The organism is Burkholderia latens (genome assembly GCF_001718795.1).
Classification (GTDB): domain Bacteria; phylum Pseudomonadota; class Gammaproteobacteria; order Burkholderiales; family Burkholderiaceae; genus Burkholderia; species Burkholderia latens_A.
This window is the reverse complement of sequence record NZ_CP013435.1, coordinates 190,998-205,336: the sequence shown is the minus strand read 5'-3', so window position 1 is coordinate 205,336 and position 14,339 is coordinate 190,998. Positions and strand designations below refer to the sequence as shown.

Here is a 14,339-nt window from a genome sequence, read left to right as displayed (position 1 = left end):
TCTCGGCTCGTTCAAGCCATCGGGCGGCCATCGGGTCTCAGTCGGTGAACACTCGGGTTTGAAACGTCCAGGTATCCCACCTCGATAGCACCCGCCGTGATTCGGAGATCGTATGCAATATTCCTTCACCGAGAAGAAGCGCATTCGCAAGAGTTTCGCGAAGCGCCCCATCGTTCACCAAGTTCCGTTCTTGCTGGCCACCCAGCTTGAATCATTCAGCACGTTTCTGCAAGCCGATGTGCCGGTCACGCAACGCAAGCCTGAAGGTTTGCAGGCCGCATTCACATCGGTATTTCCCATTGTTTCGCACAACGGCTTTGCGCGCCTCGAGTTCGTGAGCTATGCGCTGTCCTCGCCGGCATTCAACATCAAGGAATGCCAGCAGCGGGGCCTGACGTACTGCTCCGCGCTGCGCGCGAAGGTCCGCCTCGTCATCCTCGACAAGGAATCGCCGAACAAGCCGGTCGTCAAGGAAGTGAAGGAGCAGGAAGTGTACATGGGCGAAATTCCGCTCATGACGCCGACGGGCTCGTTCGTCATCAACGGCACCGAGCGTGTCATCGTCTCGCAGCTGCACCGTTCGCCGGGCGTGTTCTTCGAACACGACAAGGGCAAGACGCACAGCTCGGGCAAGCTGCTGTTCTCGGCACGGATCATTCCGTACCGCGGCTCGTGGCTCGACTTCGAATTCGATCCGAAGGACATCCTGTACTTCCGCGTCGACCGTCGCCGCAAGATGCCGGTCACGATCCTGCTGAAGGCCATCGGCCTCACGCCGGAACAGATCCTCGCGAACTTCTTCGTGTTCGACAACTTCACGCTGATGGACGAAGGCGCGCAACTCGAGTTCGTGCCCGAGCGCCTGCGTGGTGAAGTCGCGCGCTTCGACATCACGGATCGTGATGGCAAGGTCATCGTCCAGAAGGACAAGCGGATCAATGCGAAGCACATCCGCGACCTCGAAGCCGCGAAGACGAAGTTCATCTCGGTGCCGGAAGACTATCTGCTCGGCCGCGTGCTGGCGAAGAACGTCGTCGACGGCGACACCGGTGAAGTGATCGCGAGCGCGAACGACGAAATCACCGAAAGCGTGCTCGAGAAGCTGCGCGAAGCGGGCATCAAGGACATCCAGACGCTCTACACGAACGATCTGGACCAGGGTCCGTACATTTCGTCGACGCTGCGTGTCGACGAAACGACCGACAAGACGGCCGCGCGCATCGCAATCTACCGGATGATGCGTCCGGGCGAGCCGCCGACCGAAGAAGCGGTCGAGGCGCTGTTCAACCGTCTGTTCTACAGCGAAGAAGCGTACGACCTGTCGAAGGTCGGCCGCATGAAGTTCAACCGCCGCGTCGGTCGTGACGAAATCGTCGGCCCGATGACGCTGCAGGACGACGACATCCTCGCGACGATCAAGATCCTCGTCGAGCTGCGCAACGGCAAGGGCGAAGTGGACGACATCGACCACCTCGGCAACCGTCGCGTGCGTTGCGTCGGCGAACTGGCGGAAAACCAGTTCCGCGCGGGTCTCGTGCGTGTCGAGCGCGCGGTCAAGGAACGCCTCGGCCAGGCCGAAAGCGAAAACCTGATGCCGCACGACCTGATCAACTCGAAGCCGATTTCGTCGGCGATCCGCGAGTTCTTCGGTTCGTCGCAGCTGTCGCAGTTCATGGACCAGACCAACCCGCTGTCGGAAATCACGCACAAGCGCCGTGTTTCCGCACTGGGCCCGGGCGGTCTGACGCGCGAGCGCGCAGGCTTCGAAGTGCGCGACGTGCACCCGACCCACTACGGCCGCGTGTGCCCGATCGAAACGCCGGAAGGTCCGAACATCGGCCTGATCAACTCGCTGGCGTTGTACGCGCACCTGAACGAGTACGGCTTCCTCGAGACGCCGTACCGCAAGGTCGTGGACGGCAAGGTGACCGACCAGATCGACTACCTGTCGGCGATCGAGGAAGGCCGCTACATGATCGCCCAGGCGAACGCCGCGATCGACGAAGACGGCCGACTGATCGACGAACTCGTGTCGTCGCGTGAAGCCGGCGAAACGATGATGGTCACGCCGGACCGTATCCAGTACATGGACGTCGCGCCGTCGCAGATCGTATCGGTTGCAGCTTCGCTGATCCCGTTCCTCGAGCACGACGACGCGAACCGTGCACTGATGGGTTCGAACATGCAGCGTCAGGCCGTGCCGTGTCTGCGTCCGGAAAAGCCGGTCGTCGGTACGGGCATCGAGCGCACCTGCGCGGTCGACTCGGGCACGACGGTTCAGGCGTTCCGTGGCGGCGTCGTCGACTACGTCGATGCAGGCCGTATCGTGATTCGCGTGAACGACGACGAAGCGGTCGCAGGTGAAGTCGGTGTCGACATCTACAACCTGATCAAGTACACGCGTTCGAACCAGAACACGAACATCAATCAGCGTCCGATCGTGAAGATGGGCGACAAGGTCTCGCGCGGCGACGTGCTGGCCGATGGCGCATCCACGGACCTGGGCGAGCTTGCGCTCGGCCAGAACATGCTGATCGCGTTCATGCCGTGGAACGGCTACAACTTCGAGGACTCGATCCTGATCTCGGAGAAGGTCGTGGCCGACGATCGCTACACGTCGATCCACATCGAAGAGCTGAACGTCGTTGCACGCGACACGAAGCTCGGGCCGGAAGAAATCACGCGCGACATCTCGAACCTGGCGGAAGTCCAGCTCGGCCGTCTCGACGAATCGGGCATCGTGTACATCGGTGCGGAAGTCGAAGCGGGCGACGTACTGGTCGGCAAGGTCACGCCGAAGGGCGAGACTCAGCTGACGCCGGAAGAGAAGCTGCTGCGCGCGATCTTCGGCGAGAAGGCTTCGGACGTGAAGGACACGTCGCTGCGCGTGCCGTCGGGCATGAGCGGCACCGTGATCGACGTGCAGGTGTTCACGCGTGAAGGCATCCAGCGCGACAAGCGCGCGCAACAGATCATCGACGACGAACTGAAGCGCTACCGTCTCGACCTGAACGACCAGCTGCGCATCGTTGAAGGCGACGCGTTCCAGCGTCTTGCGCGCATGCTGGTGGGCAAGGTTGCGAACGGCGGTCCGAAGAAGCTCGCGAAGGGCACGAAGATCGACCAGGCTTACCTGGAAGACCTCGACCACTACCACTGGTTCGACATCCGCCTTGCGGATGACGAAGCAGCGGCGCAGCTCGAAGCGATCAAGAACTCGATCGAAGAGAAGCGTCACCAGTTCGACCTCGCGTTCGAAGAGAAGCGCAAGAAGCTCACGCAAGGCGACGAACTGCCGCCGGGCGTGCTGAAGATGGTCAAGGTGTACCTGGCGGTGAAGCGCCGCCTGCAGCCTGGCGACAAGATGGCAGGCCGTCACGGCAACAAGGGTGTCGTGTCGAAGATCGTTCCGATCGAAGACATGCCGTACATGGCCGACGGCCGTCCGGCAGACGTCGTGCTGAACCCGCTCGGCGTGCCGTCGCGGATGAACGTGGGTCAGGTTCTGGAAGTCCACCTCGGCTGGGCCGCGAAGGGTCTCGGCTGGCGTATCGGCGAGATGCTGCAGCGTCAGGCGAAGATCGAGGAACTGCGCGTGTTCCTGACGAAGATCTACAACGAGTCGGGCCGCCAGGAAGATCTGGAAAGCTTCACCGACGACGAGATCCTCGAGCTCGCGAAGAACCTGCGCGAAGGCGTGCCGTTCGCGACGCCGGTGTTCGACGGTGCGACCGAGGAAGAAATGGGCAAGATGCTCGACCTCGCGTTCCCGGACGACATCGCACAGCAGCTCGACATGAACCCGTCGAAGAACCAGGTCCGCCTGTACGACGGCCGCACGGGCGAGCCGTTCGAACGCCGCGTGACGCTCGGCTACATGCACTACCTGAAGCTGCACCACCTGGTCGACGACAAGATGCACGCGCGTTCGACCGGCCCGTACTCGCTCGTCACGCAGCAGCCGCTGGGTGGTAAGGCGCAGTTCGGCGGTCAGCGTTTCGGTGAAATGGAAGTGTGGGCACTCGAAGCGTACGGCGCGTCCTACGTGCTGCAGGAAATGCTGACGGTGAAGTCGGACGACGTGACCGGCCGGACGAAGGTGTACGAGAACCTCGTCAAGGGCGATCACGTGATCGATGCAGGCATGCCGGAATCCTTCAACGTGCTGGTGAAGGAAATCCGCTCGCTCGGTATCGACATCGATCTCGACCGCAATTAATCGGACTACGGAGAGAAGGCAATGAAAGCTCTGCTCGATCTATTCAAGCAAGTCCAACAGGAAGAAGTTTTCGACGCGATCAAGATCGGTCTGGCCTCGCCGGACAAGATCCGTTCGTGGTCGTTCGGCGAAGTGAAGAAGCCGGAGACCATCAACTACCGTACGTTCAAGCCGGAACGCGATGGTCTGTTCTGCGCGAAGATCTTCGGGCCGATCAAGGACTACGAGTGCCTGTGCGGCAAGTACAAGCGCCTGAAGCACCGCGGCGTGATCTGCGAGAAGTGCGGCGTCGAAGTGACGCTGGCGAAGGTGCGTCGCGAACGCATGGGCCACATCGAGCTGGCCTCGCCGGTCGCGCACATCTGGTTCCTGAAGTCGCTGCCGTCGCGTCTGGGCATGGTGCTCGACATGACGCTGCGCGACATCGAGCGCGTGCTGTACTTCGAAGCGTACGTGGTGATCGAACCGGGCATGACGCCGCTGAAGGCGCGGCAGATCATGACCGAAGAGGATTACTACAACAAGGTCGAGGAATACGGCGACGAATTCCGTGCCGAGATGGGCGCGGAAGGCGTGCGTGAACTGCTGCGTGCAATCAACATCGACGAGCAGGTCGAAACGCTGCGCACCGAGCTGAAGAACACCGGGTCGGAAGCGAAGATCAAGAAGTACGCGAAGCGCCTGAAGGTCCTCGAGGCATTCCAGCGCTCGGGCATCAAGCCCGAGTGGATGATCCTCGAAGTGCTGCCGGTGCTGCCGCCGGAACTGCGTCCGCTCGTGCCGCTGGACGGCGGCCGTTTCGCGACGTCGGATCTGAACGACCTGTATCGCCGCGTGATCAACCGTAACAACCGGTTGAAGCGTCTGCTCGAGCTGAAGGCGCCTGAAATCATCGTCCGCAACGAAAAGCGGATGCTGCAGGAAGCCGTCGACTCGCTGCTCGACAACGGTCGTCGCGGCAAGGCGATGACGGGCGCGAACAAGCGTCCGCTGAAGTCGCTCGCCGACATGATCAAGGGCAAGGGCGGCCGTTTCCGTCAGAACCTGCTGGGCAAGCGCGTCGACTACTCGGGCCGTTCGGTCATCGTGGTCGGCCCGACGCTGAAGCTGCACCAGTGCGGTCTGCCGAAGCTGATGGCGCTCGAACTGTTCAAGCCGTTCATCTTCAACAAGCTTGAGGTGATGGGCGTCGCTACGACCATCAAGGCGGCGAAGAAGGAAGTCGAGAACCAGACGCCGGTCGTGTGGGACATCCTCGAAGAGGTGATCCGCGAGCACCCGGTGATGCTGAACCGTGCGCCGACGCTGCACCGTCTCGGTATCCAGGCGTTCGAACCGGTTCTGATCGAAGGCAAGGCGATCCAGCTGCACCCGCTCGTCTGCGCGGCGTTCAACGCCGACTTCGACGGTGACCAGATGGCCGTTCACGTGCCGCTGTCGCTCGAAGCGCAGATGGAAGCGCGTACGCTGATGCTGGCGTCGAACAACGTGCTGTTCCCGGCCAACGGCGACCCGTCGATCGTGCCGTCGCAGGATATCGTGCTGGGTCTGTACTACGCGACCCGCGAAGCGATCAACGGCAAGGGCGAAGGCCTGTCGTTCACCGGCGTGTCGGAAGTGATCCGCGCGTACGAGAACAAGGAAGTCGAGCTGGCATCGCGCGTCAACGTACGGATCACCGAAATGGTCCGCAACGAGGACACGTCGGAAGGCGCGCCGGAATTCGTGCCGAAGATCACGCTGTACGCGACGACCGTCGGTCGTGCGATCCTGTCGGAGATCCTGCCGCACGGCCTGCCGTTCTCGGTGCTGAACAAGCCGCTGAAGAAGAAGGAAATCTCGCGTCTGATCAACACTGCGTTCCGCAAGTGCGGTCTGCGTGCGACGGTCGTGTTTGCCGACCAGCTGATGCAGGCGGGTTTCCGTCTCGCGACGCGCGCCGGCATCTCGATCTGCGTGGACGACATGCTCGTGCCGCCGCAAAAGGAAACGATCGTCGGCGACGCCGCGAAGAAGGTGAAGGAATACGACCGCCAGTACATGTCGGGTCTCGTCACCGCGCAGGAACGCTACAACAACGTGGTCGACATCTGGTCGGCAACGTCGGAAGCGGTCGGCAAGGCGATGATGGAGCAGCTGTCGACGGAGCCGGTGATCGATCGCGACGGCAACGAGACGCGCCAGGAATCGTTCAACTCGATCTACATGATGGCCGACTCGGGCGCCCGGGGTTCGGCGGTGCAGATTCGTCAGCTTGCCGGTATGCGCGGCCTGATGGCGAAGCCGGACGGCTCGATTATCGAGACGCCGATTACCGCGAACTTCCGCGAAGGCCTGAACGTGCTGCAGTACTTCATCTCGACCCACGGTGCACGTAAGGGTCTGGCTGATACGGCACTGAAGACTGCGAACTCGGGTTACCTGACGCGTCGTCTCGTCGACGTCACGCAGGATCTGGTGGTCGTCGAGGACGATTGCGGCACGTCGAATGGCGTCGCGATGAAGGCGCTGGTCGAAGGCGGTGAAGTCGTCGAAGCGCTGCGCGACCGTATCCTCGGCCGCGTCGCGGTCGCGGACGTCGTGAATCCGGAAACGCAGGAAACGCTGTACGAATCGGGCACGCTGCTCGACGAAACGGCGGTCGAGGAAATCGAACGCCTCGGCATCGACGAAGTGCGCGTGCGCACGCCGCTCACCTGCGAAACGCGTTACGGTCTGTGCGCAGCCTGCTATGGCCGCGACCTCGGCCGCGGCTCGCTGGTGAACGTCGGCGAAGCAGTCGGCGTGATCGCGGCACAGTCGATCGGTGAGCCGGGCACGCAGCTGACGATGCGTACGTTCCACATCGGTGGTGCGGCATCGCGTGCGGCAGTGGCGTCGTCGGTCGAAGCGAAGAGCAACGGTATCGTGCGCTTCACGGCCACGATGCGTTACGTCACCAACGCGAAGGGCGAGCAGATCGTCATCTCGCGTTCGGGCGAGGCGCTGATCACCGACGATATCGGCCGCGAGCGCGAACGTCACAAGATCCCGTACGGCGCGACGCTGCTGCAGCTCGACGGCGCGACGATCAAGGCCGGCACGCAGTTGGCCACGTGGGATCCGATGACGCGTCCGATCATCACCGAGTACGGTGGTACGGTGAAGTTCGAGAACGTCGAGGAAGGCGTGACCGTCGCGAAGCAGATCGACGACGTGACCGGCCTGTCGACGCTGGTCGTGATCGACGTGAAGCGTCGCGGCTCGCAAGCTTCGAAGAGCGTGCGTCCGCAGGTGAAGCTGCTCGACGCGAACGGCGAGGAAGTGAAGATTCCGGGCACGGAACACGCGGTGCAGATCGGCTTCCAGGTCGGCGCACTGATTACCGTGAAGGACGGCCAGCAGGTGCAGGTGGGTGAAGTGCTCGCACGTATCCCGACCGAAGCGCAGAAGACGCGTGACATTACCGGCGGTCTGCCGCGGGTGGCGGAGCTGTTCGAAGCGCGTTCGCCGAAGGATGCCGGCATTCTCGCGGAAGTCACCGGTACGACGTCGTTCGGCAAGGACACGAAGGGCAAGCAGCGTCTCGTCATCACGGACCTCGAAGGCAATCAGCACGAGTTCCTGATCGCGAAGGAAAAGCAGGTGCTGGTCCACGATGCTCAGGTCGTCAACAAGGGCGAAATGATCGTGGACGGCCCGGCCGATCCGCACGACATCCTGCGTCTGCAGGGTATCGAGGCGCTGTCGCGCTACATCGTCGACGAAGTGCAGGACGTGTATCGTCTGCAGGGCGTGAAGATCAACGACAAGCACATCGAGGTGATCGTTCGCCAGATGCTGCGTCGTGTGCAGATCACCGACAACGGTGATACGCGCTTCATCCCGGGCGAACAGGTCGAGCGTTCGGACATGCTGGACGAGAACGATCGCATGATCGCCGAAGGCAAGCGTCCGGCCTCGTACGACAACGTGCTGCTCGGTATCACGAAGGCGTCGCTGTCGACCGACTCGTTCATTTCCGCGGCATCGTTCCAGGAAACGACCCGCGTGCTGACCGAAGCGGCGATCATGGGCAAGCGCGACGATCTGCGCGGCCTGAAGGAAAACGTGATCGTCGGCCGTTTGATCCCGGCCGGTACGGGTCTCGCGTTCCACAAGGCACGCAAGGCGAAGGAAATGTCCGACCGCGAGCGTTTCGACCAGATCGCAGCGGAAGAGGCATTCGACTTCGGCACGCCGAGCGCGCCCGCGGAAGAGCCGCAACACCCGGCAGCCGAGTAAGCGCGGGGCCGGCGCGAGCCGCCTTACGCTGCGTATTCGCTGTCGTCGAAACCGCCCGGTTCAGCCGGGCGGTTTTTTTTTGCGCCCGATATCGACGCGCCAGGTCGCGAGTCGTGCCGCCGGCCGGCGCCAGCATAAGAGACGATGTCTTCCTGCTGCGACGACGGCACGGATGCCTCGGTCTCCTAATGGAATAAGGTGGAACCGCTGGCGGGATTCGGTCAGTATGATGCTCAACCTCGGAGCCCACTGTATCGACGGCCTTCCCGTAGAGAAACATGGAATTTCTCACGGTTTTTGTGAGCACCGCACAGCGACCGACGTCGGTGGATGACGAGCGTTTTTCACCGGGAGTCCCGGTTTGCAATCCGTCGAATGAGCATTGTCCGAATGGCTAACCCTGTGCGAAGCGGCTTTGCGCGCCGCAAAGGTTGCTAGAATCCGGATCGTTGCCGTCAGCAGTCTTTCAACTCTTCATTCATGTCTCGCGCCCTCGAAATCCTCGACGAAGTCTTTGGTTATTCCGCATTTCGCGGCCAGCAGGGCGAGATCGTCGAACACGTCGCCGGCGGCGGCGATTGCCTCGTGCTGATGCCGACCGGCGGCGGCAAGTCGCTGTGCTATCAGATTCCGGCGCTGCTGCGCCGCGAGGCCGGGCACGGCGCGGGCATTGTCGTGTCGCCGCTGATCGCGCTGATGCAGGATCAGGTCGCCGCGCTCAGCGAGGTCGGCGTGCGCGCGGCCTTCCTGAACTCGACGCTGTCCGGCGCCGAGGCCGCGGCCACCGAGCGTGCGCTGCGCGAAGGCGAGATCGACCTGTTGTACGTCGCGCCTGAGCGCCTGATGACCGGGCGTTTTCTCGAGCTGCTCGAGCGCGCGAAGATCGGCCTGTTTGCGATCGACGAGGCGCACTGCGTGTCGCAGTGGGGTCATGACTTCCGCCCCGAATACATCCAGCTGTCGGTGCTGCACGAGCGCTTTCCGTCGGTGCCGCGCATCGCGCTGACGGCCACCGCCGACGCAATCACCCGCGACGAGATCATTCATCGCCTCGCACTCGACGATGCGCGCGTCTTCGTGTCGAGCTTCGATCGTCCGAACATCCGCTATCGGATCGTCGAAAAGGACAACGCTCGCTCGCAGCTGCTCGACTTCATCCGCGCCGAGCATACGAATGCGGACGGCACGACCGACGCGGGCGTCGTCTACTGTCTGTCGCGCCGCAAGGTCGAGGAAACCGCCGAATGGCTGAAGGCGCAGGGCGTGCGCGCGCTGCCGTATCACGCCGGGATGGAATTCGAGGTGCGTCAGAAGCACCAGGAAATGTTCCAGCGCGAGGAAGGCATCGTCATGTGCGCGACGATCGCATTCGGCATGGGCATCGACAAGCCGGACGTGCGCTTCGTCGCCCACCTCGATTTGCCGAAGAGCGTCGAAGGCTATTACCAGGAAACCGGTCGCGCGGGCCGCGACGGATTGCCTGCGAATGCGTGGATGGCGTACGGCCTCGGCGACGTCGTGCAGCAGCGCAAGATGATCGACGAATCGGATGCGGACGACGCGCACAAGCGCGTGCAGACGTCGAAGCTCGACGCGCTGCTCGGGCTGTGCGAGACGATCTCGTGCCGCCGCGTGCGGCTGCTGAATTACTTCGGCGAAGCGAGCCAGCCGTGCGGCAACTGCGACACATGCCTTGAGCCGCCAGATTCCTGGGATGCGACGCGCGAGGCGCAGATGGCGTTGTCGTGCGTGTTCCGCGCGCAGCGCGCGAGCGGCTTCAATTTCGGCGCGAGCCATCTTATCGAGATCCTGCGCGGCAACCGCACCGAGAAGGTGCTGCAGCGCGGACACGAACAACTGAGCACGTTCGGGATCGGCGCGTCGCTGTCCGAGCCGGAGTGGCGCGCGATTTTCCGGCAACTCGTCGCGTACGGCTATCTTGCCGTCGATCATGGCGGTTTCGGTGCGCTGGTGCTCACCGAGGCCGCGAAGCCCGTGCTGAAGAACGAGGAGAAGGTCACGCTGCGCCGCTATGTGAAGCCGCAGCGCACGCGCCAGTCGTCGAGCCGCAGCGGCACGCGCGTCGATCCGACGGCCGGCATGGGCACGCGCGAGCGCGCGCGCTGGGACGCGCTGCGCGCGTGGCGTGCGGAAACCGCGAAGTCCGACGGCGTGCCCGCCTACGTGATCTTCCACGACGCGACGCTCGCCGAAATCGCGCGCAACGCGCCGGAGACGATCGACGACCTTCGCCACATCCCCGGCATGGGCGTACGCAAGCTCGAACGCTTTGGCGACGAGATCATCGACGTCGTCGAATCGGCGTGACACAGCTGTTCCGACCCTTTCGGTAAACGGGCCGTACCGCCGGCGAATCACGCAAGCCGTTGACTTAGTTGGCATTTCCGGAATATCATGCTGGGTTCCGGTAATCGGTGGGCCGAGTCGCGTCGAAAGTGGTTCGAAGCGGTTTGTGTCCGTATCGCCGGTTCGGAAGTCAACTGTGCGTCGATTCTCGCTTTGCCCGAAATCGATGTGCAGATTTTGTTCAATTTCAGGAATAAACAATGCCAACCATCAACCAACTGGTTCGCAAAGGCCGTCAGTCGGAAACGACGAAGAGCAAGAGCCCGGCCCTGCAGGACTGCCCCCAGCGTCGCGGCGTGTGCACCCGTGTGTACACGACGACGCCGAAGAAGCCGAACTCGGCACTCCGTAAGGTTGCCAAGGTTCGTCTGACGAACGGCTTCGAAGTGATTTCGTACATCGGCGGTGAAGGCCACAACCTGCAGGAACACTCGGTTGTGCTGATCCGCGGCGGCCGTGTGAAGGACTTGCCGGGTGTGCGTTACCACATGGTTCGCGGCTCGCTGGATACCCAGGGCGTCAAGGACCGTAAGCAAGCGCGCTCGAAGTACGGCGCGAAGCGTGCAAAGGCTGCCAAGTAAGCAGTTTTTGATCAGGGATCGCCGCAGGGCGGTCAAGGCGGGAGTGCCGGATTGCCGGTGCTGTCGAGTAAGTGGTCACCCGGCCAAGCTGGTTAGTCGTGAAGATGTGATCGGGTTTGTTGGTGGCCGCGGGGCTGAATTCAGCTCCAACTGAACAGGTAAAGGAAGAATCATGCCGCGTCGTCGCGAAGTCCCCAAGCGGGAAGTGTTGCCGGATCCGAAGTTCGGCAACGTTGATGTAGCCAAGTTCATGAACATGCTGATGCTGTCCGGCAAGAAGTCGGTCGCAGAGCGCATCGTTTATGGCGCATTCGAACAGATCCAGACCAAGGGTGGCAAGGACCCGCTGGAAGTGTTCACCGTTGCGCTCAACAACGTGAAGCCGGTGGTCGAAGTGAAGAGCCGCCGCGTTGGTGGTGCCAACTATCAAGTTCCGGTCGAAGTGCGCCCGTCGCGTCGTATGGCATTGGCGATGCGCTGGCTGCGTGAGGCTGCGAAGAAGCGCAGCGAGAAGTCGATGGCTCTGCGTCTGGCAGGCGAACTCACCGAAGCGGCCGAAGGCCGTGGCGGCGCGATGAAGAAGCGCGATGAAGTTCACCGCATGGCAGAAGCCAACCGCGCGTTCTCGCATTTCCGTTTCTAAGCGCCTGGCTGGGCTGTTTGCGGAAATAAATTCCGGGCGGGTGCGCTTTTCAGGCGCCTCGCCCGTTTGTGTTGAGGCGTGATGCAGCAGGGCTGCATCACGTCATCCCAGTAGAGGATCAAAGTGGCTCGCAAGACTCCTATCGAGCGCTACCGCAATATCGGTATTAGCGCTCACATCGACGCCGGCAAAACGACGACGACCGAGCGCATTCTGTTTTACACCGGTGTGAACCACAAGATCGGTGAAGTCCACGACGGCGCAGCAACGATGGACTGGATGGAGCAGGAACAAGAGCGTGGCATCACGATCACGTCCGCTGCCACCACCGCCTTCTGGAAGGGCATGGGCGGCAACTATCCGGAACACCGCATCAACATCATCGACACCCCGGGCCACGTCGACTTCACGATCGAAGTGGAGCGCTCGATGCGCGTGCTCGACGGCGCGTGCATGGTGTACTGCGCAGTGGGCGGCGTGCAGCCGCAGTCGGAAACGGTGTGGCGCCAGGCCAACAAGTACAAGGTGCCGCGTCTCGCGTTCGTCAACAAGATGGACCGCACCGGCGCGAACTTCTTCAAGGTCTACGACCAGCTCCGTCTGCGCCTGAAGGCGAACCCGGTTCCGGTCGTGGTGCCGATCGGCGCGGAAGAAAACTTCAAGGGCGTGGTCGACCTGATCAAGATGAAGGCGATCATTTGGGACGAAGCGTCGCAAGGCACGAAGTTCGACTACATCGACATCCCGGCCGAGCTCGCAGACACCTGCAAGGAATGGCGCGAAAAGATGGTCGAAGCGGCTGCTGAAGCCAGCGAAGACCTGATGAACAAGTACCTGGAAGAAGGCGATCTGCCGGAAGCCGACATCGTCAAGGCGCTGCGCGACCGTACGATCGCGTGCGAAATCCAGCCGATGCTCTGCGGCACCGCGTTCAAGAACAAGGGCGTGCAGCGTATGCTCGACGCCGTGATCGACTTCCTGCCGTCGCCGGTCGACATCCCGCCGGTCAAGGGCGAGCTCGAAAACGGCGAAGAAGCGGAGCGCAAGGCGTCGGACGACGAGAAGTTCTCGTCGCTCGCGTTCAAGATCATGACCGACCCGTTCGTCGGCCAGCTGATCTTCTTCCGTGTGTACTCGGGCGTCGTCAACTCGGGCGATACGCTGCTGAACTCGACCAAGGGCAAGAAGGAACGCCTCGGCCGTATTCTGCAGATGCACGCGAACCAGCGTGAAGAAATCAAGGAAGTCCGTGCAGGCGACATCGCCGCAGCGGTCGGCCTGAAGGAAGCAACCACGGGCGACACGCTGTGCGACCCGGCGAACCCGATCGTTCTCGAGCGCATGGTGTTCCCGGAGCCGGTGATCTCGCAGGCCGTCGAGCCGAAGACGAAGGCCGACCAGGAAAAGATGGGCCTCGCGCTGAACCGTCTCGCGCAGGAAGACCCGTCGTTCCGAGTGCAAACCGACGAAGAGTCGGGCCAGACCATCATTTCGGGCATGGGCGAGCTCCACCTCGAAATTCTGGTCGACCGGATGAAGCGTGAATTCGGCGTGGAAGCGACCGTCGGCAAGCCGCAGGTTGCGTACCGCGAAACGATCCGCTCGACGGCGAAGGACGTCGACGGCAAGTTCGTCAAGCAGTCGGGTGGTCGCGGCCAGTACGGTCACGCGGTCATTACGCTCGAGCCGAACGAGCAGGGCAAGGGCTACGAGTTCTTCGACGAGATCAAGGGTGGTGTGATTCCGCGTGAATACATCCCGGCGGTCGACAAGGGTATCCAGGACACGCTGAAGTCGGGCGTGCTGGCTGGCTTCCCGGTCGTCGACGTGAAGGTTCACCTGACGTTCGGTTCGTACCACGACGTTGACTCGAACGAAAACGCGTTCCGCATGGCCGGTTCGATGGCGTTCAAGGAAGCAATGCGCAAGGCGAACCCGGTCGTCCTCGAGCCGATGATGGCTGTCGAAGTCGAGACGCCGGAAGACTACATGGGCAACGTGATGGGCGACCTGTCGGGCCGTCGCGGCATCGTCCAGGGCATGGAAGACATGGTCGGCGGCGGCAAGATCGTTCGCGCCGAAGTGCCGCTGTCGGAAATGTTCGGTTACTCGACGTCGCTGCGTTCGCTGACGCAAGGTCGTGCAACGTACACGATGGAGTTCAAGCACTACGCCGAAGCTCCGCGCAACGTTGCTGAAGCGATCATCAGCGCGAAGTCGAAGTAAATCTCAGCTATCAACCGATATTTTTTGAAAGAAGAGAATC

General features: G+C 62.2%; 6 protein-coding genes. All 6 read left to right on the top strand.

What is annotated here, in order from left to right; translation table 11 throughout:
- The first annotated feature begins 112 nt into the window (after positions 1-112).
- Positions 113-4,219: a DNA-directed RNA polymerase subunit beta gene (gene rpoB / locus WK25_RS01000; RefSeq protein WP_040143032.1), complete on the top strand. Its 4,107-nt coding sequence runs from the start codon at positions 113-115 to the stop codon at positions 4,217-4,219.
- 21 nt (positions 4,220-4,240) lie between these two features.
- On the top strand, positions 4,241-8,482 hold the full coding sequence (gene rpoC, locus WK25_RS00995) for a DNA-directed RNA polymerase subunit beta' (protein WP_040143034.1): 4,242 nt from the start codon (positions 4,241-4,243) through the stop codon (positions 8,480-8,482).
- Between the two features lie 480 nt (positions 8,483-8,962).
- Entirely contained in the window at positions 8,963-10,810 is a 1,848-nt protein-coding gene (recQ, locus tag WK25_RS00990; protein ID WP_059547920.1) for a DNA helicase RecQ, read from the top strand.
- 239 nt (positions 10,811-11,049) lie between these two features.
- Entirely contained in the window at positions 11,050-11,430 is a 381-nt protein-coding gene (gene rpsL, locus WK25_RS00985) for a 30S ribosomal protein S12 (protein WP_006400662.1), read from the top strand.
- Between the two features lie 172 nt (positions 11,431-11,602).
- Positions 11,603-12,073, top strand: a complete 471-nt coding sequence (gene rpsG / locus WK25_RS00980; RefSeq protein WP_034209730.1) for a 30S ribosomal protein S7 — start codon at positions 11,603-11,605, stop codon at positions 12,071-12,073.
- 123 nt (positions 12,074-12,196) lie between these two features.
- On the top strand, positions 12,197-14,299 hold the full coding sequence (gene fusA / locus WK25_RS00975) for an elongation factor G (RefSeq protein ID WP_040143044.1): 2,103 nt from the start codon (positions 12,197-12,199) through the stop codon (positions 14,297-14,299).
- Positions 14,300-14,339: the final 40 nt, after the last annotated feature.

Excerpts from the sequence above, each read along its gene's own strand:
- rpoB (WP_040143032.1), top strand. The coding sequence starts at position 113 with ATGCAATATTCCTTCACCGAGAAGAAGCGCATTCGCAAGAGTTTCGCG.
- rpoC (WP_040143034.1), top strand. The coding sequence starts at position 4,241 with ATGAAAGCTCTGCTCGATCTATTCAAGCAAGTCCAACAGGAAGAAGTT.
- recQ (WP_059547920.1), top strand. The coding sequence starts at position 8,963 with ATGTCTCGCGCCCTCGAAATCCTCGACGAAGTCTTTGGTTATTCCGCA.
- rpsL (WP_006400662.1), top strand. The coding sequence starts at position 11,050 with ATGCCAACCATCAACCAACTGGTTCGCAAAGGCCGTCAGTCGGAAACG.
- rpsG (WP_034209730.1), top strand. The coding sequence starts at position 11,603 with ATGCCGCGTCGTCGCGAAGTCCCCAAGCGGGAAGTGTTGCCGGATCCG.